This is a genomic window from Chryseobacterium sp. CH25, from assembly GCF_004119455.1.
Taxonomy (GTDB): domain Bacteria; phylum Bacteroidota; class Bacteroidia; order Flavobacteriales; family Weeksellaceae; genus Chryseobacterium.
The window spans coordinates 206,431-230,766 of sequence record NZ_NRQT01000001.1 but is presented as its reverse complement, the minus strand read 5'-3'; the positions used below and the strand labels follow the sequence as shown (position 1 = coordinate 230,766).

The 24,336-nt window shown below is 36.1% G+C and carries 22 protein-coding genes and 1 pseudogene; 21 read left to right on the top strand and 2 right to left on the bottom strand.

All coding sequences use genetic code 11. The features are described from left to right. Positions 1 to 192 precede the first annotated feature (192 nt). Genes BOQ64_RS01030 through BOQ64_RS01015 form a run of 4 tightly spaced genes read left to right on the top strand, consistent with a single transcriptional unit; the run spans position 193 to position 8,738 of the window. Positions 193 to 1,812 carry a T9SS type A sorting domain-containing protein gene (locus BOQ64_RS01030; protein WP_129056787.1) on the top strand — a complete coding sequence of 540 codons (1,620 nt, stop codon included), beginning with the start codon at positions 193 to 195 and terminating at the stop codon, positions 1,810 to 1,812. A 6-nt stretch (positions 1,813 to 1,818) separates the two neighbouring features. Next, positions 1,819 to 4,953 (top strand): hypothetical protein, encoded by a 3,135-nt coding sequence (locus BOQ64_RS01025; RefSeq protein ID WP_129056789.1) that lies wholly within the window; start codon positions 1,819 to 1,821, stop codon positions 4,951 to 4,953. Positions 4,954 to 4,959: 6 nt separating this feature from the next. Beyond that, the gene (locus BOQ64_RS01020) at positions 4,960 to 8,469 is read left to right on the top strand and encodes a DUF6443 domain-containing protein (RefSeq protein ID WP_129056791.1); all 3,510 of its coding nucleotides are present in this window, start codon (positions 4,960 to 4,962) and stop codon (positions 8,467 to 8,469) included. Continuing rightward, positions 8,469 to 8,738, top strand: coding sequence for a hypothetical protein (locus BOQ64_RS01015; protein WP_129056792.1), 270 nt, complete (start codon positions 8,469 to 8,471; stop codon positions 8,736 to 8,738). The genes BOQ64_RS01020 and BOQ64_RS01015 overlap by 1 nt, the downstream gene beginning before the upstream one ends. 158 nt (positions 8,739 to 8,896) lie before the next feature. Here BOQ64_RS01015 and BOQ64_RS01010 read toward each other — a convergent pair whose 3' ends face one another. Together BOQ64_RS01010 and BOQ64_RS01005 are read right to left on the bottom strand one after the other, a co-directional pair. After that, the gene (locus tag BOQ64_RS01010; RefSeq protein WP_228448188.1) at positions 8,897 to 9,115 is read right to left on the bottom strand and encodes an alpha-ketoglutarate-dependent dioxygenase AlkB; all 219 of its coding nucleotides are present in this window, start codon (positions 9,113 to 9,115) and stop codon (positions 8,897 to 8,899) included. Between the two features lie 77 nt (positions 9,116 to 9,192). Beyond that, complete coding sequence (locus BOQ64_RS01005) at positions 9,193 to 9,990, bottom strand: XRE family transcriptional regulator (protein ID WP_129056794.1); 798 nt, start codon at positions 9,988 to 9,990, stop codon at positions 9,193 to 9,195. 61 nt (positions 9,991 to 10,051) lie between these two features. On the opposite strand from BOQ64_RS01005, the gene dinB reads away from it, so the two are divergent. From dinB to BOQ64_RS00930, 17 genes and pseudogenes are all read left to right on the top strand, one after another. Further along, complete coding sequence (dinB, locus tag BOQ64_RS01000; RefSeq protein WP_129056796.1) at positions 10,052 to 11,200, top strand: DNA polymerase IV; 1,149 nt, start codon at positions 10,052 to 10,054, stop codon at positions 11,198 to 11,200. A gap of 18 nt (positions 11,201 to 11,218) precedes the next feature. Next, positions 11,219 to 14,271: pseudogene (locus tag BOQ64_RS00995) on the top strand (DNA polymerase III subunit alpha). 21 nt (positions 14,272 to 14,292) lie between these two features. After that, positions 14,293 to 14,901 carry an alpha-ketoglutarate-dependent dioxygenase AlkB family protein gene (locus tag BOQ64_RS00990; protein WP_228448042.1) on the top strand — a complete coding sequence of 203 codons (609 nt, stop codon included), beginning with the start codon at positions 14,293 to 14,295 and terminating at the stop codon, positions 14,899 to 14,901. A 117-nt stretch (positions 14,902 to 15,018) separates the two neighbouring features. Further along, positions 15,019 to 15,762, top strand: coding sequence for an SDR family NAD(P)-dependent oxidoreductase (locus BOQ64_RS00985; protein ID WP_317127653.1), 744 nt, complete (start codon positions 15,019 to 15,021; stop codon positions 15,760 to 15,762). After that, positions 15,759 to 15,881 (top strand): SDR family oxidoreductase, encoded by a 123-nt coding sequence (locus BOQ64_RS24650; protein WP_317127652.1) that lies wholly within the window; start codon positions 15,759 to 15,761, stop codon positions 15,879 to 15,881. The genes BOQ64_RS00985 and BOQ64_RS24650 overlap by 4 nt, the downstream gene beginning before the upstream one ends. 235 nt (positions 15,882 to 16,116) lie before the next feature. Continuing rightward, a complete protein-coding gene (locus tag BOQ64_RS00980; RefSeq protein ID WP_129056800.1) occupies positions 16,117 to 16,416 on the top strand; it encodes a Crp/Fnr family transcriptional regulator in 300 nt (99 codons plus the stop codon). Next, positions 16,406 to 16,711, top strand: a complete 306-nt coding sequence (locus tag BOQ64_RS00975) for a helix-turn-helix domain-containing protein (RefSeq protein ID WP_129056801.1) — start codon at positions 16,406 to 16,408, stop codon at positions 16,709 to 16,711. Before BOQ64_RS00980 ends, BOQ64_RS00975 begins: the two co-directional genes overlap by 11 nt. Positions 16,712 to 17,148: 437 nt before the next feature. Then, positions 17,149 to 17,745, top strand: coding sequence for a Crp/Fnr family transcriptional regulator (locus BOQ64_RS00970; RefSeq protein ID WP_129056803.1), 597 nt, complete (start codon positions 17,149 to 17,151; stop codon positions 17,743 to 17,745). A 41-nt stretch (positions 17,746 to 17,786) separates the two neighbouring features. Beyond that, the gene (locus BOQ64_RS23540; RefSeq protein ID WP_228448040.1) at positions 17,787 to 18,020 is read left to right on the top strand and encodes a Crp/Fnr family transcriptional regulator; all 234 of its coding nucleotides are present in this window, start codon (positions 17,787 to 17,789) and stop codon (positions 18,018 to 18,020) included. A 163-nt stretch (positions 18,021 to 18,183) separates the two neighbouring features. Beyond that, positions 18,184 to 18,399, top strand: a complete 216-nt coding sequence (locus BOQ64_RS23535; RefSeq protein WP_228448038.1) for a helix-turn-helix domain-containing protein — start codon at positions 18,184 to 18,186, stop codon at positions 18,397 to 18,399. Between the two features lie 206 nt (positions 18,400 to 18,605). Then, positions 18,606 to 19,244, top strand: coding sequence for a KGG domain-containing protein (locus BOQ64_RS00960; protein WP_129056805.1), 639 nt, complete (start codon positions 18,606 to 18,608; stop codon positions 19,242 to 19,244). Positions 19,245 to 19,317: 73 nt separating this feature from the next. Next, entirely contained in the window at positions 19,318 to 19,902 is a 585-nt protein-coding gene (locus BOQ64_RS00955; protein WP_129056807.1) for a ferritin-like domain-containing protein, read from the top strand. A gap of 47 nt (positions 19,903 to 19,949) precedes the next feature. Then, the gene (locus BOQ64_RS00950) at positions 19,950 to 20,267 is read left to right on the top strand and encodes a hypothetical protein (RefSeq protein WP_228448036.1); all 318 of its coding nucleotides are present in this window, start codon (positions 19,950 to 19,952) and stop codon (positions 20,265 to 20,267) included. Positions 20,268 to 20,282: 15 nt separating this feature from the next. Beyond that, positions 20,283 to 20,660, top strand: a complete 378-nt coding sequence (locus BOQ64_RS00945) for a hypothetical protein (protein ID WP_129056811.1) — start codon at positions 20,283 to 20,285, stop codon at positions 20,658 to 20,660. Between the two features lie 55 nt (positions 20,661 to 20,715). Beyond that, on the top strand, positions 20,716 to 22,854 hold the full coding sequence (locus BOQ64_RS00940) for a catalase (protein WP_129056813.1): 2,139 nt from the start codon (positions 20,716 to 20,718) through the stop codon (positions 22,852 to 22,854). Between the two features lie 128 nt (positions 22,855 to 22,982). Then, positions 22,983 to 23,483, top strand: coding sequence for a CinA family protein (locus BOQ64_RS00935; protein ID WP_129056815.1), 501 nt, complete (start codon positions 22,983 to 22,985; stop codon positions 23,481 to 23,483). A 96-nt stretch (positions 23,484 to 23,579) separates the two neighbouring features. Next, positions 23,580 to 24,326, top strand: coding sequence for an SDR family oxidoreductase (locus BOQ64_RS00930; protein WP_129056817.1), 747 nt, complete (start codon positions 23,580 to 23,582; stop codon positions 24,324 to 24,326). Positions 24,327 to 24,336 lie beyond the last annotated feature (10 nt).

Sequence of the window (24,336 nt, the reverse complement as noted above, 5' to 3'; positions counted from 1 at the left end):
AATACGTGGGTTTGTAATATTTATTTAAGTGTTAGATTCTTACAAGATCATATAGTATCTTAAAAGTGCAATGAAATATCCTCAAGTTTATAAATATTTTATATTAAATCACATTAATATGACTTGTTCAGACAAAAAAAACTAAATTTGAACAAAATTTAAAAGCTAATTACTAACTCAAACAACAGGGGAATGAAAAAAATCTATCTCTGTGCATATATCGTATGCACCACTCTTGGGCTATCTGCTCAGGAAGTTCTCTGGCAAAAAGATATCAAATCCTCAACTCAGGATTTTCTAAGTCAGGTCACTACAACAATAGATCAGCAGTATTTGATCACAGGAAGCTCAATACAGAGTGATAAACTCCAACAGGGAAGCAGGCAGAATAACGGTTACGATTTCCACCTGGTTAAACTGAACCAACAGGGAGAAGAAGCCTGGGAAAAGTATTTCTCAGGAAATAACCATGATTATCTCTCTGCTACAGTATCTACTCAGGATGGTGGGTTTCTATTGGCTGGAACATCGTATTCTGGAAAAGGGCTGGATAAAAAGGAAGACTCTAAAGGCGGATCAGATATCTGGCTGATCAGAATTAATGAGTTTGGAGATGAGTTATGGCAGAAAACCTTAGGAACGAGTTCCGATGAAGAAGCAAGAGCAGTGATTCAAAGTACAGATTTAGGCTTTTTTGTAGCCGGAAATGTACAGAACTCATCTAAAGGTTATGGTTCCAAAGATGTATGGATCACCAGACTCGACAAAGATGGAAAAGAACTTTCACAACTTGTCTTAGGTGGAAAAGGGTTGGATGAAGTGGAGAAAATGATTCCGACAAAAGATGGCGGAGCCTTATTGGGAATCTATTCAAGGAGTTCCGAGGTTCGTGTTTCTGGATCTGGGGATAACCCTCGTGGGAATGTATCACCATCTGATCCTCGTACCGCGAATCCCGCATCCCGCACCGCAAAATCCACAGAAAATTTTGGAGAAGGTGATTACTGGATCATCAAACTGGACAAAACCGGAAAAGTAGAATGGGAAAAGAACTTTGGAGGGAAGGGAGACGATCATATCAGAACCCTGGCTTTAACTTCAAACGGTTATCTCATCGGTGGTGAATCCCGCTCCGAAAGATCTGGAAACAAAACCGTAGGTGTTGAAGAAGGAACAGATTTGTGGTTAATTGCCCTTAATGAAAGAGGTGATGAGCAATGGCAGAAATCCTACAATTTCAAGAATCGTGATATTCTGATGGGAGCAAGCGTGATTCATTCTGCAGATGGCAAATCCTCAAAAGGAATTTTATTAGGTGGTTACACTCAGGCCGAAGGAAGAATAGAAAAAGATGATGAAACCTTCTGGATGCTGTATTTAGATGGCAACGGAAATGAACAGTGGCGAAAGCATGTAGCAGGAGAATCCCGACAAAAAGAAGAACGACTTTCAGATGTAAAATTAAATAAAGATGGTTCTATTGTATTAGCCGGAACCAGTGCTAAAGAACTGGGAAAAGAGAACTGGAAGATTGTAAAGCTGGGAGATAAGCAGGTGAATGATCTGATTGAAAAATATGACATCAAGATCTATCCGAACCCAGTTTCAGACTATGCCTATATAGAAATTGGCTTTGATTTCAAAGAAGCCGATATTATGCTGTATGATATGAGTGGAAGACAGCTTCAGAACCTGAAAACCAAGAACAGCGTGACCAAAATTAATACCCAGGCTTTAATACAGGGAGCTTATTTGGTGACTATAAAAACGGATAATAACAAAACAGCGAATGCAAAACTAATTAAAAAGTAAATACGGATGAATAAAATATATATATCGTTATCATTGCTGATAACGTCTTTAACTTTCTCACAACAACTACAAGACAAAATTCAGATAAAATCACCACAATCCTATGCTTTTGAAAAGCATGGAAATGTCCCTATTAATTTATACACAGGAACTTTGGATCTTAAGGTTCCAATCTATTCTATTCCAACCAGTGGAGGAAAGAATATTGATGTTTTCGTTTCATATGATTCATCTGGTTTTTTACCGCATAAGAAATCTGATTTTGCAGGAATGGGTTGGTCCATGCTTGCCGGGGGTAGAATTACAAGGACTTTAAACAGAATTCCGGATGAATATCAAGGTAATCCAACTTGGATGGGGTCAAGCCCATTTGATTCGGGAGTAGATTTTCACGGCTTTCTTACTGGTGTACGTTTGAACGCTTATAGCAATGCACAGGTCTATGACCTGAATAGCGGTGCCGGTGGTATTACAGGATTAGATTGGCGACTTGGAACGGTTGAGAATGGCTATGAGGGAGAACCTGATATTTTTAACTTTAACGCAATGGGGTTAAGCGGAAAGTTTGTTATTGGTAATGATGGTAATGTATTGGTAGAATCAGAAGATCCGAATATTAAAGTAGATTTGTCGGGTATGGTATCCTATGGTGGTAAAGAATTTTGTAAACCACCCAATCAGACTATTGTTGTTACTGATGGACAGGGTAATAAGTATTACTTCGGAGGTGATTTTTCAAAGTATGAAATCAGTTACTCACTACCACAGCCGGGTATGAGTAAGAACAATTGGTTTAAAGGTTTTCCTTATATCAGTTCTTTCAGTCTTTCAAAGGTTGAGTTTACGAATGGGCAGACTGTTACCTTTGGATATGTTCAAGATACGTTAAACAGTACTTTTTGCAGTCTTGCCACTTCGTCATCCAATGTAATGGCCAACTCTAAATTGATGAATTTTGAAGGATACTATCAGGATGGAGCACGAATTGATGACTGGCAAAACTGCCCAGGTGGTTGGGTTGGCTGTGGTTCAGCGATAAGCAGCACCTCAAATCTCAGTGAAAATTTTGTGCTGACAAAACGCTCACTTTTAGAAAGTATTACTTACGGAACTCATCAGATAAAGATCAATTATAAGGATGTCGGATATCCTATCAAGCATTATGAAGGCAGTTCATCAGCGCTTCTGTTTAATGAATATGTAATAGACAATATTCAGCTTTTAGATAATAACCATCTAATACAAAATAATGTGTTTACTTATGAGGACCTTGGAGGAACGAATAGAAGACCTTTTCTTAAGAACATAACGAATCCTGTAAGTAATAAAGTATATGGTTTTGAATATTACAATACAGATAATTTACCCAGATACGTTACCAAGGGAATTGATCATTGGGGATACTGGAATGGAAATGATAACAACCAGAACCTGGCGCCTTATGATACCTATAATGCTATTACTGGAGACTATACACTAAATAATACATTTAGAGATCCTAATGTTCAAAAATATAATGTGGGCTTACTGAGCAAAATAATTTATCCAACTAAAGGTTATTCTGTTTTCGAGTATGAGGCACCTTATTATGGACAGAGGGTAGAAAGAACATCAGCAAGTGCATTTCTTCCTATTCTGATGAATAATGGAGGAGCAATAGGAGGAGCAAGAATTAAAAAACAATATGATTATTCAGAAAACGGTGGAATAATCAATAACAAGGAATATCGGTATACTAATACTTTAAATGGGACAACGTCATCCGGAATACTTATGAACTGGCCTAGATATATTTACTATATTGAATTTAATACTCCTACATCCTATCAAAAGCTAATGATCAGGTCAAGCTCCAATGTACAGCAAAATTCATTAGACAGTTATAATATAGGATATCAAAAAGTTTATGAGATTGATGCAGGAAAAGGTATTACAGAATACGACTTTACAAGTTATGTGGATTATCCGGATATTATGACCCCGGATGCAGGTAATCTTAGAGAATATAACAATATGGGCTCTCCTTCACCATTGAATTTATATAAAAATTTTAAAAACTTATATGGAATTGATCGAACCATCTTAAGGGGTAAATTGAAAACTAAAACTATTTATTCGGAAGGTTCAACAAATCCGCTGAATAAGACTGAATTCACTTATAATGATAATATAGACTATAACCCTAATAACACAAAGGACAATAATAATTATGTGAGTTTTAATCATCTGTCAGGAGCATGGGTGCAGGGGTACAAAAAATATATGAATTCTTCGTCCATTAAAAAGAAGACAGTGACGGATTTTTTTAATAATGCTCCTATAAAAACTACTACAGAATATTTGTATGATAATAACATTCACTTAAACCTTACTAAAGAAAAAACCGAGTATTCATCAGGAGATATTTATGAAACTAAATACCAATATACTAATGATATTTTACATGGAAGTCCTAATCATCCTGCTAGTATGGTTCCTCCTTATGCATTTTTAGTTAACTTTTTCTCTAAAGATCTTCTAGGTATTCCATTAGTTGTCTCTAATTATAAGAATAATAAATTTTTAAATAGAACTCAAACTCTTTATGAGTTTACTCAAAATAATGATATATATAACATAACGAGACCTAGAAAAAAACTGTATTATACGGAAGAAAAAAATGTTATTTCGCAGCCTATGATTACTTTACCTGATACTAATTATGGGTCAGTAGAAGTGAGCTATGATCAATATGATGATAAAGGTAATATATTACAATATACCACGAAAGACGGTGTTTCAACCGTTATCATCTGGGGATATAACAAAACTCAACCAATTGCCAAGATTGAAAATGCAAAACTGGAGAACATTGGGCAGTCATTGATAGATTCGATTGTCAATGCTTCCAATACAGATGCTTTGTTGACTCCTAATGCTGATGAAACAACCTTTTTATCTGCTTTAAATACATTCAGAAATAGTTTAGCTACCTACCAGGTCTCTACTTATACTTATGATCCCTTAATTGGAGTAAGAAGTATCACTCCACCATCCGGAATAAGAGAAAGCTATCTCTATGATTCAGCTAATAGACTAGAAAAAGTAGTGGATGCTAACGGAAACATATTAAAGGAAATGAAATATAACTACAAAAACTAACAACTGATGAAAAAACTCATAATTCCCATAGGCATTGTGCTGAGCCATTCAGTATATGCCCAGCTTACCCAGGGAGAAAACTATATCCAGACCAAAACCTATCTGGATTATAATGGAACTACACCTTCAAAAACCTCAGAAACGGTTCAGTATTTTGACGGTTTGGGAAGACCCAAGCAGGTAGTTAATGTAAAAGCATCACCGCTGGGAAGAGATATGGTCATCCATATTGAATATGACCAGTTTGGAAGACAGGTTAAAGATTATCTGCCAGTTCCCCAGGGAGGAAGCTTAAACGGAGCTATTGTTCCCAATCCGTTATCCAATGCAGCCAATACCCCTTATGGCTCAGAAAAAATCTATTATGAGAAGATCTTGGAAAACTCCCCTTTGGATAGGATTCAACAACAGATTCAAGTAGGTAATGACTGGAACAGTAAGCCTGTAAAATTTGATTATGCAGCCAATATTGACGGTGAAGTAAAAAAATATGTGGCTACTTTTAATTATTCAACCTTTGAATCCAGTATTACTTTACCAGGAACTTATGGTGGTGGCCAGCTGTATAAAAATATCGTTACCGATGAAGACGGCAACAAAACCATCGAATTTAAAAACGGCAAAGGGCAGGTTTTATTAGTGAGAAAAGTAATAAGTGCAACAGAAAACGCTGATACTTACTATGTTTATAATGATTATGACCAACTTGCTTTTGTAATTCCTCCCATAGCTTCTGTTTTACCGTCAACAGACCAAACTACTTTAGATACTATTTGTTATCAGTATAAATATGATGGGAAAAACCGAATGGTAGAAAAGAAAGTTCCTGGCAAAGGTTGGGAATATATGGTATATGATAAAGCTGATAGGCTGGTTTTGACTCAGGATGCTAACCTAAGAGCGAAGGGACAATGGTTGTTTACCAAATACGACCAGTTTTCAAGATCAATTTATACAGGAATATTAGAAAGCCCTGCAGGACGTATTCAACAAGCGAATGTCGTAGAAGGACATGGATCAAATAATGAAATAAGAAGTAATTCGAGTTGGAATAATAGTGGAATGGATTTTTTTTATTCTACAGATAAAGCTTATCCTACTACCAATTTTAAAGTGCTCAGTGTCAATTATTATGATACCTATCCAGGATATAGTTTTAATCCCCCTTTCCCATCAGTAATTCAGGGAGCAGATACTTTAACAGAAGCTATTTCACAGGACGGAAAGAGTACCAAAGGCTTACCTGTGATGAGTATGGTCAAGAATATTGAAGATGATAACTGGACAAAGAATTACACTTATTATGACACTAAAGGCAGAGTGGTAGGAATTCATTCTATTAACCATCTGGGAGGCTATAGTAGAATAGAATCTAAACTGGATTTTGCAGGAGCTGCTAAAACTGTTATCACAAGACATAAACGACTGGTAACCGATACCGAAAGAGTCATTACAGAAACCTTTGAATATGACCATCAGAACAGACTGCTGGTCCACAGACATCAGGTAGATAGTAACCCTGTAGAAATTCTTACCCAGAATACCTATAATGAAATCTCCCAATTGGAATCTAAAAAAGTAGGGGGTATTGCTTTAGGATCACCCCTTCAGCAGATGGATTATAAATACAATATCCGTGGCTGGATGACTAAGATCAATGATCCTAAAAATCTTGGGGGAAAATTATTTGGATACGAGATCAGATATAACAATCCTGAAATTTCTATAAAATCACCAGGCAGGTTTAATGGGAATATTGCAGAGATAGATTGGAAAAACTCATCAGAAGATGTATTTAAAAGATACAATTATGAATATGATGGTCTGAACCGTTTAAAAAACGGTTTCTACTCAGAACCCAATGCTACGAATCCCGGGAATGGTAATTTTGATGAATACCTTACCTATGATCTGAACGGGAATATCAATACCCTGAAAAGAAAAGCCATTCCTGTATCAGGACAAACATCAGCTTTGGTAGATGACCTTGAGTATAAATACACAGGAAACCGTCTGAATCAGGTCATAGAATCTGCGATGAATGATACAGGATATGAGGGTGGTAATAATATGATAGATTATGATGTGAATGGGAATATGACCACTATGAAAGATAAAGGGATTAATTCTATTGTTTATAATCATCTTAATCTTCCCAATGCATTTGTAACGAGCCATCCGGATCCTATCATTGTTGGGCAACAATCTAGTGCTAATATTGGATATTTATACCGTGCAGATGGAACAAAGCTGAGAAAAATCTATTCCACCAGACCTGCTAGAGGAAATACAAGAACCACTATGACTGATTATCTGGATGGATTTCAGTATTCTTATAGAGAAGGTGGGGGAATATGTATAACCTGTCGTACAGAATCTGCTTTTGAAGAACAGGCTTACGGAAGCATCAGCAAAACCTTTCCTGATCTGGGAGATCCCCCAACATGGAAGCTTGATTTTGTACCTACAGCAGAAGGTTTTTACAGTTTCACAGAAAACCGTTATATTTACCAGTATAAAGATCACTTAGGAAATGCAAGAGTGAGTTTTACTAAAAACAGTGAAGGCGTTCTTGAAGTTACGGATACCAATAACTATTATCCTTTTGGACTAAACCATATTTCAGGTATGTTTAGTAGTTCTAATTTTGGGGGATTATATAGCTACAAGTACAATGGCAAGGAATTGCAAGAGACAGGAATGTATGATTATGGTGCGAGATTCTATATGCCTGATTTAGGAAAATTTGGGATACAGGATCCATTAAGTGAATTACAGTTTCAATATAGTCCGTACTCGTATGCTTTTAATAATTCCATTAGTTTTATAGATCCTACGGGTATGATTGGGGAAAGATTTGAAACAGGACCTGGTAATGATAAGAAGACTGAAATTAATCCAAATGAAAGAGGTGGCGCTAATAAACCTATTGAAATTGAGGGAGTTGTAGTGACGGGTATTAAAAAAATTACACAAAAAACAGCTGATGTAATTTCTAAAATAAATATCCAAGAAACATTATCTTTTCTAGCACCAATCAGACCAAACACACCGGAAGAAAATGCTTGGCTTAGAAGTAAATATGGTTATGGTAAAAGCATGTTGGGTGATATAAAAGGTGTAGGAAAGTTAATTATGGATATACCAAGTCTTTTATCTAATTCAATCCAATCAATTGGTGATAGTGAGAATGGTAGAGAAATGATTGCTGCAACTGCAATTTTGCTCATAAACACAAAGAAAGGCAAATTTGGAAAAGTTGTTAGAATGGGAGCTGGAGATGGCAAATTTTTAAAATTGGCAAAAAGTCTTAAATTAAATGCAACTAGTCCAACTTCAAAAAGCATATTAGAGAATGCTGACTTAACTGTACAAGAGTTTATTTCGGCCCATAGGCAAGGTGGAATAAAAGAAGTTTTTCCAGAAGAATATTTGGAAAGTACAGTTAAAGAGGCTTTAAAGAGTGGTGATACTACAGTCAGAAAATTATTAACAGATAATAGATTTTTAAAATAATGGAAAATAAAGATCAAGAAATAAATAAGCTTCTTAGTAAAATAGAAAATGAATCATTACCTGAGTTTAAAATTGTTGACTTTTGGGATGCAGATACGACTGCAATAGGAATTCAAGTAGGAAGTAATTTAATATATGTTTCAACTTTTAATTATGATAAAACCGGTAAGTATAATGTTATTATAGAAGAGTATGATACAGGTAAGATTATTAAAGGTGAAAAAGAAAATTCATATACTGAGTTAATCGAAATTATTCAAAATACATAAATGGCTATGTAGATATTTTAATTTCTAATTATTTAAAAATCTTTTACTTAGCATACCATGTAGAATTATAAATACAAAGCCCTGTAAATCCAGGGCTTTTATTGTTATTAAAATTATTTGGTTTTTTTTCAAATGCTTTTTTGTGAGAGTTAATTCTCTTAAGTGCCAAATACCATTATTTTAAACTTGAAAATGTTTAAATGTGAAAATAAAGAAGTTTTTATATTTTTGAAATCGAAATTTCTAGTTTGTCCTAGGCTTACTGAAGCAATAACCGGACGCTTACCGTACTTGCTTTCTTTATCTCTATGCCAGGCAACAGTACTGTTATTATTCCTATACAAATTGACTAAAACACCATTGAAATGGAAATTGATAAAATTCTTCTGAATTGAATAAACCGAGACTGGTTCAATCTAGGCTTCTCTAAATAATTGTATTAACAATATCCCACTTATAGACTTTTTTTATAAGATCGTTTGTTGGTATTAAAAGCAATATTTTCTAATCTCTGAATATCTTTTCGCAGTTCCAGAAACATATCTGTTACGTTATGATTTGCATTGCTGGGTTCAAAATCCTCCGGAAATATTCCTGAAGCATACTGCCAGACTTCAACAATTTCTTCTAAGGGAATATCATAAGTTTCATAGAACGGATTATCTGCCGCTACAGTAATAGATTTACTTTGCCGGGCAGTGAGTCTCTTGTAAGAAATCCCATCATTGAGGGTCACAAATATGTAGCTTTTATCAGGTTTCAGATCGTCTATATTTTCAACATATTTGCCGATAATGTAAGATCCATCCTTGAAAGGAGGCATGGAATCTCCATAGGCCGGAAAAGCCCGATATTTTCCATTTGTTAAAAAAGGTAGTGAGATTCTTTGCAGTCCTTCAATATACTCCGGATCACTGTAGCCGGATAAATAGCCCATTGATGCTTTTTGTGGGATGATTTCAATGCTGTTATTTCCTAATTGATCCACAACAACAGGTAGGACAATTCTATTATCCGGAAGTTTCAATATATCCTCCAATGGATACTTTCGGATATCAACGGTGAGGAGCAGATCAATACTTAAATTGAAATACTTTGAAATTCTGATCAATATTTCATAAGGAGCTTCTGAACGTCCATCTTCATATTTTGAATACCGGACTCTGCTCAGCATAATTTTATCCGCAAGTTCCTGCTGGGATATTTTTTTCTGAGTTCTTAAAAACCTGATATTATCTGAAAAAATTGACATTGATACAAATTGTATCTGCAAATATAGTTAAAAAGATACAATATGTATCTAATTTTGTAACATGAACCGGTCGATTGTACATATGGATCTGGATACATTCTTTGTATCCTGTGAGAGGCGTAATAATTCTAAGCTTAACGGAATTCCTCTGATTATAGGAGGTGGTGACCGTGGAGTGGTAGCGTCATGCTCCTATGAAGCAAGAAAATTCGGAGTGCGATCTGCTATGCCCATTCGAATGGCACTCAGGTTATGTCCGGATGCAAAAGTCATTCGGGGAGACCATGAACTGTATTCCAATTTATCTCATACGGTGACTGAAATTATTCAGGAAAAAGTTCCGGTAATGGAAAAGGCGAGCATTGATGAATTTTATCTGGATCTTTCAGGAATGGACAAATTTTTCGGATGTTATCAGTGGACAAAAGAAATTGCATCCGCTGTTACTAAGGAAGCAGGACTTCCTATCAGTTTTGCTTTGTCAGCTAATAAGACCGTTTCAAAAATAGGGACGGGAGAATCAAAGCCTGTCGGCAGACTGGAAATCAAAGATTTGGAGATCAGACCTTTTTTAAATCCACTCTCTATTAAAAAGATTCCGATGGTTGGAGACAAAACGTTTCAGTTATTATCAAGAATTGGAATTCGTACCATACATACCCTATCTGAAATGCCTGTTCTGGTTTTACAGCAAATGATCGGTGTAAACGGAAAAGAACTGTGGAAAAAAGCCAATGGGATTGACGAGAACCCTGTAGTACCTTATTCAGAAAGAAAATCCATTTCTACGGAAAGGACCTTTACCAATGATACGATGGATGTGGCAGAACTGAAAAGGCTGATATCCGGAATGGCGGAACAGCTGGCTTATCAGCTAAGACAGGAAAAATGGCTGACCTCAACAGTGGTTGTAAAAATCCGTTATGCCAATTTTGATACGGAAACCAAACAATGTAAGGTTTCTTACACTTCTGCAGATCATACCTTATCAAGAGTGGCTTTGGAATTATTCAATAAAGTATATACCAGAAGAATGCGGCTTCGTCTCGTAGGACTGCGATTTACAGGACTTGTTCATGGGAACCATCAGATGAATCTGTTTGAAGATACAGAACAGCAGATGAATTTATATCAGACCATGGATTACCTGAAGAATCGCTTTGGAATGGGAGCCCTGGGCAGAGCTTCAGGTTTTAATTTTGAAAAATAGAACTTTAAACTTTCAACAATGTTTTTAAATTGTCATTCTTTTCACAGTCTTCGCTATGGAACCTTATCCATAGAAGAATTGGTGAAACAGGCTCATGAGTTAGATATTACAGAACTGGTGCTGGCAGATATCAATACTATTACCGGAATTTATGATTTTAAAAAAGAATGTGAAAGGGTTGGTATTAAACCTATTGCAGGAATTGAGGTTCGAAATGAAGGTAAACTCCTTTATATTGCTATTGCTAAAGAGTTTTCAGGGATAGGTGAAGTGAATACTGTTATTACTGAGCATAACTGTGAGGAGAAAGAACTCTCAGAAGTTGCGCCGGGATTTGAAAATGTATTTGTAATCTATCCTATGAGTAATATTCCTGCTGAGTTGAAGGAAAATGAGTGGATAGGAGTCAGAATAGAAGAATTGAATTTTCTAATAAGACCTGAATATCAAAAACTGATTTCCAAAATGGTTGTACTGCATCCTGTTACCTTCAGAACGAATGAAGAATATGAATTACACAAAATTCTCAGAGCCATTGACCATAATACCTTATTGTCAAAACTGACCAAAAGAGAAGTTTGCAGAAAATCAGAATATTTTATTAATGAACAGTCTATAGCGGAAGTATTTGAAAGATATCCCCAGATCCTTAAAAACACAAAGAAAATTTTAGCAGAATGCAGTTTTGAATTTGATTTTAAAAAGGTAAAGAATAAGCAGTTTTATACAAAATCAAAAGCCAATGATGTAAAATTACTTAAGAGATTGGCGTATTCAGGATTGGAAAAAAGATATGGAAACGATCATGAAGTGGCCAGAAAAAGGGTGGAAAAAGAATTGAAAGTAATTGATGAACTTAATTTCTGTTCCTACTTTCTTATAACCTGGGATATTATCCGCTACAGCAACAGCATGGGGTTTATGCATGTAGGAAGAGGGAGTGGAGCAAATTCTATTGTAAGTTACTGTTTGGGAATAACAGACATCTGTCCATTGGAGCTTGACCTGTATTTTGAACGTTTTTTAAATCTTAACCGAAAATCTCCACCTGATTTTGATATCGACTGGAGCTGGCAGAACAGAGATGCTATATTGGAATATATTTTTGACAGATATGGCAAAGAACATGTTGCCTTCTGCGGAACAAATGTGGAATTTAAATACAAGTCAATTTTCCGGGAAGTGGGAAAAGTGTTTGGACTTCCTAAGGAAGAGCTGGATGAGCTGGCGACAAAACCCATGGAAACCCATGACCAAAACCAAGTTGTTCAGATGATACAGAAATATGGTAAACTACTCGAGAAATTTCCCAATCAGAGAAGTATGCATTCGTGTGGGATTTTGATTTCTGAAGATCCTATTACCCACTATACAGCCCTCGAAATGCCCCCCAAAGGATTTCCGATTGTTCAGTTTGATATGAATGTGGCGGAAGATATAGGGTTGGAGAAGTTTGATATTCTTTCCCAAAGAGGTTTAGGAACTATTAATGATACAGTAGCTCTTGTTAAGAAAACCAAAGGAATTGCAGTGGATATCCGGGATACGTCTTTGTCAAAAGATGAAGAAAAGACCAATGAATATCTGGCCATAGGAAGAACTATCGGATGTTTCTATATCGAATCTCCTGCCATGCGCGGTCTTTTAAGAAGATTGAAATGTGATAATTATAGAACACTGGTAGCAGCTTCCTCTATCATCAGGCCCGGAGTGGCACAAAGCGGAATGATGCGGGAATATATTTTCAGGCATAATCATCCCGACCAGTTTGAATATTTTCATCCGGTATTTGAAGAACATCTGAAGGAAACTTATGGAATTATGGTGTATCAAGAAGATGTTCTGAAGATTGCCCAGCATTTTGGAGGACTATCTCTGGCTGATGGTGATATTTTACGAAGAGCGATGAGTGGGAAAGGAAGATCCATTAAAAAACTTCAGGAAGTAAAAACCAATTTTTTGCATCCTGTAAAGAAAAAGGACATTCAGAAATAATGACAGCTGAAGCATACCGGCAGATTGAATCTTTCGCAGGATATTCTTTTTGCAAGGCCCATTCAGCATCATATGCGGTAGAAAGTTATCAGAGTTTGTATTTAAAGGTATACTATCCTTTGGAGTTTATGGTTTCCGTGATTAATAACCAGGGTGGATTTTACCGGACTGAAGTCTATATTCATGAAGCAAAAATGTCTGGTGGAAATATTCAGGTTCCCTGTATTAATAGCAGTGAGTATCAAACAACATTGAAAGGAACAGATATTTACCTTGGTTTAATGCTTCTGGAAGGGTTAGAAACAAGAATCGCTCACGGTATTGTTGAAGAACGGGAAACTAACGGAATATATACCTCTTTGGAGAATTTTATAAGACGTATTCCCATTGGTATTGAAACTGTACAGATCCTGATTTTTATAGGAGCATTCCGATTTACAGGAAAACCTAAAAATGAACTGCTTGTAGAGGCAAGAATTCTGTTGATCAATTTTAAGCCTGAAAACAGAGGACTTATGCTGATTGAAGAACCCGTTCAGGAGTTTAAACTGCCTGAATTAAAACGGGAACACTTTGAAGATGCTTTTGATGAAATTGAACTCATAGGTTTTCCCGTTTCATGCAGTCCTTTTGATCTTTTACAGACCTCATATAGAGGTTCTGTTTTTGTAAAAGATTTATTGACGTTTCACAAACAGCAGGTTAAAATGCTGGCTTACCTGATTTCAAGGAAGCATGTCCCTACAAAGAAAGGGACCATGTATTTTGGGACCTGGATTGATGTGAACGGAGATTATTTCGACACGGCCCATTTTCCGGATAGCCTGAAACAATATGATTTTCAGGGGGGCGGGTGCTATTTGCTTCTGGGGACCGTAGAAGTCGATTTTCATTTTCCTACCGTTACCATTCATAAAATGGCAAAGATGCCCATGATTCCTGATCCAAGGTATGCGTATGATAAAGAAAAACAGTATGATATCCACAGGCAGATCAGAGAAGATGTAAGCATGACTTATAGAAAGCCTTATCCGCAGTCTCATGAAATCGGATTGCCAAGGCATAAAATGAAGTAATAATTATAGAATATTGAAAGAATGATGAATCAGTTGAGTTTATTTGATACAGAAGAGTTCTATGAATTTCCGAAAGATCTTTTGGAATACAGAGAGCATTTTTTAAGTAAGACAGAAGCCGATCAGTTAAAAGATAAGCTGCTTAATACCGCTCCATGGGAGCAGCGTACACAGAAGATGTATGATAAAACAGTTCTGACTCCACGGCTGACCGCCTGGTACGGAGACCCCAAATATGATAGGTCTGAAGAAGAGAAGAAGCCGACAAATCCATGGACGCCTGAACTTTTTGCTATAAAGGAAAGGATTGAGAAAGAGTTTGGATGTCAGTTTAATGGTGTTTTATTAAATCTTTACAGGAATCATAATGATTCCGTAGCATGGCACAGGGATAAGGAAAGCCGCTATGGCAAGCGGCCTGTTATTGCATCCATAAGTTTAGGACAGACCAGAAATTTTGATTTCAGGAAAAAAGACCACCATGCCAGTAAATATAGTTTACCACTTCCACATGGTTCACTGCTTATTATGAAAGGGGATTTACAGGAAAATTGGGAACATAGGATTGCTAAATCCATCGTGCCAATGAAGGAGCGTATTAATCTTACTTTTCGTTTGATTATAAGGTAGATGAATTTTGTTTTTAAGTTTTTATATAAATAACAATCCTGTTTATGAGCTAAAGCTGGGTACAGTATTCTTATTGAAAAGTAGCATATTATTTGTTGCTCTTTAAAAAAGAAGAAAATGGAAAAAGCAGCTAAAAAAAAGATTCGTCCCTTACAGCAACAAAACCGACCGGGATCAGAAACAAATATGAATCCGGTTCCGGAGACAGCGCCATTGAAATATCCGAAAGAAGGAAAATTAAAAAATAAGATAGCATTAATTACTGGAGGAGACAGTGGAATAGGAAAGGCGGTAGCTTTGTTATTTGCAAAAGAAGGAGCTGATATCATTATTGCTTATCTAAGCGAAACAAAAGATGCCAAGCAGACCCAAAAAGAAGTGGAAGCATTTTCCAGAACATGTACTTTGATTAAGGGGGATTTAGGAAAAGAAAACCATTGCAAAAAAGTAATTCAAAACAGTATTAAAATCCATAAGAAAATAGATATCATTGTCAATAATGCAGGGCTTCATTGGGAAGCAGAATCTATTGAAAAAATTACTACAGAACAATTGCTAACAACTTTTCAAAATAATTTTTTCTCCTATTTCTGGATTACAAAATATGCAATGCCCTATCTTAAGAAAGGAGCAAGCATCATAAACACTTCTTCAGTTACTGCTTACAGAGGAAGTCCCAAACTGATCGATTATTCCGCAACCAAAGGAGCAATCATTTCCTTCACCCGAAGTTTATCTGCAAACCTTATTGAAAAAGGAATCAGGGTAAATGCTGTGGCACCCGGACCGGTTTGGACCCCATTAATTACTTCCTCATTTAAGCCTAAAAAAATTCTGAGTTCGGAAGTGACTCACCTATGAAACGAGCAGGGATGCCCAACGAAATTGCACCTTGTTTTTTGTTTTTGGTCTGTGATGACTCACGTTTTATCAGTGGTCAGGTTCTGCATCCTAATGGGGGAGAAATTGTAAACGGCTAAATTCTTAAGCCAATTTTTCAGGTAAGATAGTAAGCATCGTATTTCTTTCAAGATAAAAGCTCTGGAAGATAACTTATGATCGTAATCATAAATTTTGATATTGTCTTTATCTATTTTTGAAGCTCAATAAAGAAACGTTATTGTTGAATTAGTCAACGTTTGCATAACCATCCGGAATGCAATTTTAATGTTTTCGTTTTATATAAATTAATAATAAAACTTTTAGCCTTCAAAAATGATATTTAATGAAGAACTTTTGCTTTCATTAGGAGCAGAAATGCAGACTTATAAAGCAAATGAGGTAATATTCACAGAAGGTGGACAGCCTAATTATTTTTATCAAATAATACACGGAAGCGTAAAACTGAATAATTACCAAGAAGATGGAAGAGAATTTATTCATAGTGTTCCCTTCAAAGGGCATTGTTTCGGAGAAACGTTTTTATTTTCAGAAGTTCCATATCCTATCAATGCTATTGCATTGGAAGATTCAGATATTCTGAGACTTCCCAAACTGAAATTTCTTGCTTTTTAAAAAATGTCCCAAGTCTTTATGGGAGTTGTATGAATATACTGCGGAGAGAATGTATTACAGATATATTATGCTTAATAATCTTTCGGTAAGCAATCCTTTGTATCGGGTGAGACAATTAATGGATTGTTTGAAAACCTATCATCAGTATGAAGAACCTTTTTCTTATCAGATTCCGTTTACAAGACAACAATTGGCTTCATTAACCGGGCTAAGAATCGAGACTGTAATACGGGTGGTGAAAAAAATGGAAAAGCAAAAAATGGTAAAAATAGAATTGGGTAAAATATTCTATTAGCTTTCAGAATTTTGGTGTTTAATATTTTGGATATCTTTGTTTTTAATGCTGTTTTTATGATTAAGGTCATAAGATAAAGGGAAAATAATGCATTAAATTTGTAAATAACACCGCAAAATTTATTATTATGAAATCAGTATTGTTTCAGCGCTACTTTTAGGTATGCTGCTGAGTCTTACATCCTAACCTTTATTTTAGCTACGTTTTATAACTTGATCTAATTTGTTGAATTATATTGAGTTATATGACTTTGTTGATTTTAGTGTTTTGATAAAGGATATTAATGATGAACTGACAACAATATACTTTTTATGTTTTTCCTTTTTTAATGATTTAACTTTAATTAACAGCATGAAGGTTTAATATTTGTACTCATATCTATAAGTTCCCGGTAATATTTTTTATTAAACGTCAGAAAACATTAAAAAAAAATAATTATGGTTATTAAGGAAAATCTGTTGTATGCAATGGGAGCCAGTACAAATATGTATTCAGCTGGAGAAACGATATTTTCAGAAGGAGCCTGGCCTACATTTTATTACCAGATTATAAAAGGAGAAGCAAAACTGAATAATTACAATGAAGAAGGAAAAGAAACCATACAGATTATCATAGAAGATGGTCAGAGTATCGGAGAATCTTTATTGTTTATGGAAAAACCGTATCCTATGAACGCGGTTGCGATCACTGAATGTGAAATCGTAAAACTTCCGCGAAAGGCATTTCTCAATTTATTGAGAGAAGATGCTGAAATTTCTTATGAAATGAATAAATGTCTGTCTCAAAGACTTTATTTTAAACTGATTATGACTCAGAATCTTTCCTCCCAAAGCCCTATGCTGAAACTTATGGCACTTATGGATTATCTGAAAAGCTTTGCAATAGATCAGAAGCAATATTCCTTTAAAGTTCCCCTAACAAGACAGCAGATGGCGGGTCTTACCGGGCTTTGCGTAGAAACTACAATACGAACCATCAAAGGAATGGAAAGAGCGATGATGCTGAGGATAGAAGACCGTAAAATTATGTATTAAAATTTTTCATCGCCAAAAAACCTTATTTTAAATTAGAGACCATGAAGACAACAAGTTGTATGAATATAGACGAGTCGCTGTTGTATTCATTGGGTGCAGAGTTGAAAACCTTTAAAAAAGGAGAAATGGTCTTTAGAGAAGGAGATCAGGTTTTATATTACTTTCAGATTGTGGAAGGAAAAATGAAGCTTAATACTTATAATGAAGAAGGCAAAGAGTTTATTCACAATATTCTTGGGAAAAAGCAGAGTTTTGGTGATTCCCTTCTTTTTTAGATAAGCAGTATCCTATGAATGCAATCTGCTTATCTCCAACAGAAATCATAAGACTTCCAAAAAATAACTTTATGAAATTGCTGGAAAAGTACCCGCATATTTCAATGGAATGAATCATTGTTTGTCCCAGCGGTTATATTATAAGCTGGTGATGATTCAGAATATGGCTTCACTAAACCCTTCCGTAAGATTAAAAGGGCTATTGGACTATCTCAGAAGTTTTCATGATGAGGACTGTGAACATTGCTTCCCCGTAGAGCTTACCAGACAACAGATTGCCAATTTGGTAGGTCTCCGTGTAGAGACAGTGATCAGAGCCTTGAAAAAAATGGAACAGGAAGGTAAAATTAAAATAGAAAACAGAAAAATTTTATACTAATAATCATTCAATATGACTGGAGTCATAAATAAGTGAACTATTAAGCTGTACATTTGAATTACAAATTATTCTAAACCCTGTTTGAGGGATCATTTTACGAAGTAATGCTTCGGTTTTCAATATCAAAAAAACTCAACTGATTGCTGTCTAATACTAGTCACGGCCGGCAATAGCCATCACTAAATATTAATTATAAAAATTCAGTTATGAACACTAGAAATTCAAAAAATCGAAGTTCAAGAGGACGCTCATCCAGTAATCTTGAAGAAGTATATCAATTAGGGTATGACCATGGATATAACGATGCATCAAGAGAGGAAGATTATGATGATGACTTTGCAGAATATGAAGATTATTTTGACGAAGATGATGATGACGATGACAATTATCATAATAGCTATGACAATGATTATGACGACGATAATTATGATGATGACGAGGATGATGACGATTATAACGATAATAGACGCCGTGGCAGAGGAAATAGCGGAAACCAACAAAGAGACAGCCAGGGAAGATTTACTTCTGGCGGAGGAGGTAATTCCCGAGGGCGTTCTAATTCCGGTTCGGGATCAGGATCAGATTATAGAGGCCGGTCTTCCGGCAATTCAAATTCCTACTCTGGTTCAGGAAGATCAGGAAATGGAAGAAATTCTAATTCAAGATCAGGAAGTAGCAATAGTTCCGGTAGAAACTCTAATTCAGGCTCAGGCACATCAAAAAGAGGATTTGCTTCAATGAGTAAAGCAGAACGTACAAGAATCGCAAGAATGGGCGGACAGGCATCCCACGGAGGTGGAAGAACCTCAGGCCGTTCAGGATTCGGAGGCAGACGTAATTCATAATTCTTTTTCCTGGATTACCTCTTTAAACATATATAAAGGGGTAATCTTTTTCAACATAAACACCATTCACACCATGCCCAATAAAATATTAGAAACGAACAGTACCGTTCCTGTGAAGAAAGGAACGGGAGATAAGCCAACCATCAACAAAGATGAGATGAAGAATGCTCCTCTCCACAAATTCTTCGTGAGTGCGCTGAAAGATATTTACTATGCGGAAAATGCCATTCTTGAAGCATTGGAAAAGATGCAGGAAGCTGCTACAACAGAAGAACTGAAGGATGCTTTTGAAGATCATCATCTTCAGACCCAAAAACACGTTAAGCGTCTGGAAAAAGTCTTTCAGCTCGTTGACGAAAAGCCAGAAAAGAAGGAATGCAAAGCGATTAAAGGAATCATCCAAGAAGGTGAAGAAGTGATCAAAGCAACAGAAGATGGTTCTGCAACAAGAGACGTAGCATTAATTATTGCTGCACAAAAAGTAGAACACTACGAAATTGCCACTTACGGCGGGTTGGCTCAGCTAGCCATAACCATGGGGCATGATAAGGCTGCGGATCTTCTTGAAAGAACCCTTCAGGAAGAAGAAGATACAGATTCTCATCTTACGGATATTGCGGAGACATCCATCAATTTTGATGCAGAACAAGAAGACTAAACTATACAATAAGCCATGTAGTTTTTTCTATGTGGCTTATTTTAATCATGAAATCAAAATATATGGACTGTCAGAAGATTATAAGAACACTGAAACACAAAAATTTTGTAAAAGTAGCCCATACGGGAAAGTGTTTCGAGGATGGAGCTGCAATTTATGCCAAAGAGATCAGAGAAAATATCTTCCTTTTATTTATCATTCTCAAAGATATTGATATCGAAAATATACAGGCGTTAATTGCTCATTTTGACTGTTTCGGCAGTATTGGATTAAAAGAACCGGAACAAATCATGTTTTATTTATCCATAAAAGATAAAAATGACCTTCATTATTTTGAACAATATCTGAGAGCTTCCAATAACTAATACCATTTTTAAAATATGACATTTGAAAACGACGCTTTGCAACATTCCGGGTTAAATGATAAAAATAATGCAATAGAGAATGAGTCTCTATTTCCGCCTATTATCAATTCTTACGGAGTTACAGCTTTTCTGATTAAATCATTGGAAAAGATTAAAAACAATGCTACCTGTGAAGTTCTGAAAGGAGTAATAGATACTTATCTGGAAGAATATATACTTAATATCCGTGAGTTTCATTCTAAAAATACAACAAAAACTACAGATTTGGATGCTGAAATAAGATTTGAATCTCCAGCCTTTACTTTGTATGCTAAAACAGCTTATTATAAAGTTTTGAAAGAAGAAGAGTATATCAACAGGCTTCTTCAAATTCTGGAAAGCAAAGCAGATTAGTTCCGCAGTATTCCCTTATTAACTGCTTTAACAATACACCAACCATAAAAAGATTATGAATATGAAAACCAACGAACCTAATCAAAAAGCAGAGCAGTTGGATGTACACAGTACTTCCAATGAAAATGAAAAGCTCACCACTAATCAGGGATTAAAAATTAATAATAATCAGGATTCTTTAAAAGCAGGAGAGCGTGGCCCTTCATTGCTGGAAGACTTTATTCTGAGAGAAAAGATTACCCATTTTGATCATGAAAGAATTCCTGAAAGAGTAGTTCATGCAAGAGGTTCCGGAGCTCATGGTGTTTTTAAACTTAACAAAAGCCTTGCAGAATACACCAAAGCCAGATTTTTAACAGAACTTGGAAAAGAAACTCCGGTTTTCGTGAGATTTTCAACCGTTGCGGGAAGTAAAGGAAGTACGGATCTGGCAAGAGATGTAAGAGGTTTTGCTATAAAATTTTATACTGAAGAAGGAAACTATGACCTTGTAGCCAATAATATGCCTGTATTTTTTATTCAGGATGCCATCAAATTTCCAGATTTGATACATGCTGTAAAACCGGAACCCGATAATGAAATTCCACAGGCTGCTTCCGCCCACGATACATTTTGGGACTTTATTTCACTCATGCCCGAAAGTATGCACATGATTATGTGGGTAATGAGTGACAGAGCCATTCCTAGGAGCCTCAGAATGATGGAAGGTTTTGGTGTACATTCTTTTAAATTCATCAATGAAGAAGGAAAAGTTCATTTTGTGAAATTTCATTTTAAACCCAGATTGGGAGTGCATTCCGTAGCCTGGAATGAAGCCCAGATTCTTTCAGGAGTAGATTCTGATTTTCATAAAAGAGACCTATGGGAAGCCATCGAAAATGGTGATTATCCTGAATGGGATTTCGGAGTACAGCTTATCCCTGAAGAAGATGAACATCAATTTGATTTTGATCTTCTTGATCCTACCAAATTGATCCCTGAAGAAGAAGTTCCTGTAGAAATCGTTGGAACTTTAACGCTTAACAGAAATCCGGATAATTTCTTTGCAGAAACAGAACAGGTTGCTTTTCATCCGGGACATATTATTCCTGGAATTGATTTTACCAATGATCCATTGCTGCAGGGAAGACTGTTTTCATATACAGATACTCAGCTTTCTAGACTGGGATCTCCTAATTTTCATGAAATACCCATCAACAGATCAATCAATACCATTCATAACAACCAGCGAGATGGTCATATGAGGCAGCAGATTGTCAAGGGAAAAAGCAGTTATGAGCCTAATTCTATCGGCGGAGGCTGCCCTTTTCAGGCTATGATGTCCGAAGGTGGATTTACTTCCCAGCAAGAAAGAATCTCCGGAGAGAAAGTGAGAGAAAGAAGTAAAAGTTTTGTAGATCATTATTCACAGGCTAAACTATTTTACAACAGCCAGTCAACACCAGAAAAATTACACTTACAGAATGCTCTGATTTTTGAATTGTCTAAAGTCACACGTCCCGAAATCAGAGAAAGAATGGTAGGGCAATTGGGGTACGTTGATATGTTCCTTGCATGGAGAGTAGCAGAAAAAGTAGGAGTGGAAGTTAAAAAACTGGAATGGCCTAATCAGAGCCTGCCGGCAGACAGCAATATTATTGAGCTTCAGAGTGAGGAAAGAGAACCTAAAATAAAGATTTCCGAAGCTCTAAGTATGCAGAATACGGTTAAAAATACGATTCAAAGCAGAAAGATTGGGTTTATCATTGCTGGAGGTGTAGATGCAGGAGAGAGTAATGATTTGAAAGTAAAACTAGAAGAAAAAGGAGCGAGGGTGGAACTTATTGCTCCGAGTTTAGCACCTGTGCGAACCAACGATGGCTCAACTTTACTTCCGAAACATTCGCTGACAAGTACGGCAAGTGTTTGCTTTGATGCTTTATACATTGCAGGGGGAGAAGATGCAGTTAAAGAATTATTAATCCCGGAAAACAGGCATTTAGTACTACATTTTATCAATGAGGCCTATAAACATTGTAAAGCCATTTATTTCGGGACAGATACTCAGGTTCTTTATCATAATTCCAATGTATCAGCGAAACAGCATGACGACCCGGGAATTATAACATGGGAAGATGGTGACCAGACAGATAAATTCATTAACGCCATAGCCAAACATAGAGTTTGGAACCTTGAAATGGAAAGAAACGCTTAAATCATACACTTCCTTCATACCACACACACAATCACTTTAAGTATTTTAATATGGAAGCAAATCTGCTATTTATTCACTCAGCAGCTTTTTTAAGCTTTCTTTTTTAACCTCATTAAAAATATACTATTATGGATTTTCAACAGAATCTTCTTGAATATATAAGTCAGTCACTTATGACCACTGGTGAGAGCATTTCCGTTGCAGAAAGTGTTACGTCAGGATGTTTGCAGCTGGCTTTTTCACAGATGCCCAATGCTTCAATGTTCTATAAAGGAGGAATGACAGCCTATTCCTTACCTGAAAAAGTAAGACTGCTAAAGGTCAACAGGAAAGAAGCAGAAGAATGTGACTGTGTTTCTGGAAATATTGCAGAAACAATGGCATTGAATGTTGCAAAATTGTATGAATCTGACTGGGCTATTGCCACAACGGGCTATTGTACACCCATCAGGAATTCCGGTTATAAAATTTTCGCTTATTTCTCATTTTCCTATAAAGGTGAGGTTATTCTGACTAAAAAGCTGGAACTGCATCCTAAAACTCAGGCCCTGAATGCTCAGCTATACTATACAGAATTTATTCTGGGGTGTTTCAAAAGCGAATTAAACAGGCTTTTGATCTTAAAATAAAATTTGTGAATGAAGCAATCAATTGAGTATGGGGTGCTCCTAGAATGACATACATTCTGAAATCTAAATACAGAGAAAGAATAAAAAGGTTTTGAAATGGGAAAATTAGATACAAGATCTGTTTTGATTACCGGAGCCGACAGCGGAATCGGTAAGGCGGTAGCACTTCTTTTTGCATTGGAAGGTGCAGATATTGCCATTATTTATCATTCGAGTGATAACGATGCTGAAAAAACGAAAAGAGAAATTGAAAACCTGAATAGAAAATGCATCATTTTTCAGGGTGATATCAATGATTATGATTTTTGTGAAAAAACGGTAAGAGAAGTTATTTCAGGATTTGGAAAAATTGATATTCTCATCAATAATGCCGGGGTTCAGTTTCCTGCAGACAGTATTGAGCAGCTTGAAGAAAAAAAGATCAGACAGACCTTTGATTCTAACATTGTGGGAATGATTCTATTAACGAAAGTCGTATTTCCCTATCTGAAAGAAGGAAGCTGCGTGATCAATACCACATCGGTTTCTGCCTATCAGGGACATCCTGAACTCCTTGATTATTCTGCCACAAAAGGAGCTATTGTTTCTTTCACCCGTTCATTGGCATTACAGGCTAAGCCAAAAGGAATCCGTATTAATGCCGTTGCTCCAGGGCCTGTGGCTACACCACTTACTGAAGAAACATTTGATGAAAAAGAAGAAAACCCTAACATACCTCCTCTGGAAAGAAATGCAACTCCGGAAGAAATAGCCTTCAGCTTCCTGTTTTTGGCAGGTTCAGATGCCTCACAAATAACAGGACAGGTACTTCATCCCAATGGTGGATTGATTGTAAATGGTTAAAAGTAATAGT

Bases quoted from the DNA above. Each gene is read 5' to 3' on its own strand.
- BOQ64_RS00960 (WP_129056805.1), top strand. From the start codon at position 18,606: ATGAACACTAGAAATTCAAAAAATCGAAGTTCAAGAGGACGCTCATCC.
- BOQ64_RS00935 (WP_129056815.1), top strand. From the start codon at position 22,983: ATGGATTTTCAACAGAATCTTCTTGAATATATAAGTCAGTCACTTATG.
- BOQ64_RS23540 (WP_228448040.1), top strand. From the start codon at position 17,787: ATGAAGACAACAAGTTGTATGAATATAGACGAGTCGCTGTTGTATTCA.
- BOQ64_RS00985 (WP_317127653.1), top strand. From the start codon at position 15,019: ATGGAAAAAGCAGCTAAAAAAAAGATTCGTCCCTTACAGCAACAAAAC.
- BOQ64_RS01025 (WP_129056789.1), top strand. From the start codon at position 1,819: ATGAATAAAATATATATATCGTTATCATTGCTGATAACGTCTTTAACT.
- BOQ64_RS00950 (WP_228448036.1), top strand. From the start codon at position 19,950: ATGAAATCAAAATATATGGACTGTCAGAAGATTATAAGAACACTGAAA.
- BOQ64_RS00990 (WP_228448042.1), top strand. From the start codon at position 14,293: ATGATGAATCAGTTGAGTTTATTTGATACAGAAGAGTTCTATGAATTT.
- BOQ64_RS24650 (WP_317127652.1), top strand. From the start codon at position 15,759: ATGAAACGAGCAGGGATGCCCAACGAAATTGCACCTTGTTTTTTGTTT.
- dinB (WP_129056796.1), top strand. From the start codon at position 10,052: ATGAACCGGTCGATTGTACATATGGATCTGGATACATTCTTTGTATCC.
- BOQ64_RS00970 (WP_129056803.1), top strand. From the start codon at position 17,149: ATGGTTATTAAGGAAAATCTGTTGTATGCAATGGGAGCCAGTACAAAT.
- BOQ64_RS01020 (WP_129056791.1), top strand. From the start codon at position 4,960: ATGAAAAAACTCATAATTCCCATAGGCATTGTGCTGAGCCATTCAGTA.
- BOQ64_RS23535 (WP_228448038.1), top strand. From the start codon at position 18,184: ATGGCTTCACTAAACCCTTCCGTAAGATTAAAAGGGCTATTGGACTAT.
- BOQ64_RS01030 (WP_129056787.1), top strand. From the start codon at position 193: ATGAAAAAAATCTATCTCTGTGCATATATCGTATGCACCACTCTTGGG.
- BOQ64_RS00980 (WP_129056800.1), top strand. From the start codon at position 16,117: ATGATATTTAATGAAGAACTTTTGCTTTCATTAGGAGCAGAAATGCAG.
- BOQ64_RS01005 (WP_129056794.1), bottom strand. From the start codon at position 9,990: ATGTCAATTTTTTCAGATAATATCAGGTTTTTAAGAACTCAGAAAAAA.
- BOQ64_RS00945 (WP_129056811.1), top strand. From the start codon at position 20,283: ATGACATTTGAAAACGACGCTTTGCAACATTCCGGGTTAAATGATAAA.
- BOQ64_RS00955 (WP_129056807.1), top strand. From the start codon at position 19,318: ATGCCCAATAAAATATTAGAAACGAACAGTACCGTTCCTGTGAAGAAA.
- BOQ64_RS00940 (WP_129056813.1), top strand. From the start codon at position 20,716: ATGAATATGAAAACCAACGAACCTAATCAAAAAGCAGAGCAGTTGGAT.
- BOQ64_RS01015 (WP_129056792.1), top strand. From the start codon at position 8,469: ATGGAAAATAAAGATCAAGAAATAAATAAGCTTCTTAGTAAAATAGAA.
- BOQ64_RS00930 (WP_129056817.1), top strand. From the start codon at position 23,580: ATGGGAAAATTAGATACAAGATCTGTTTTGATTACCGGAGCCGACAGC.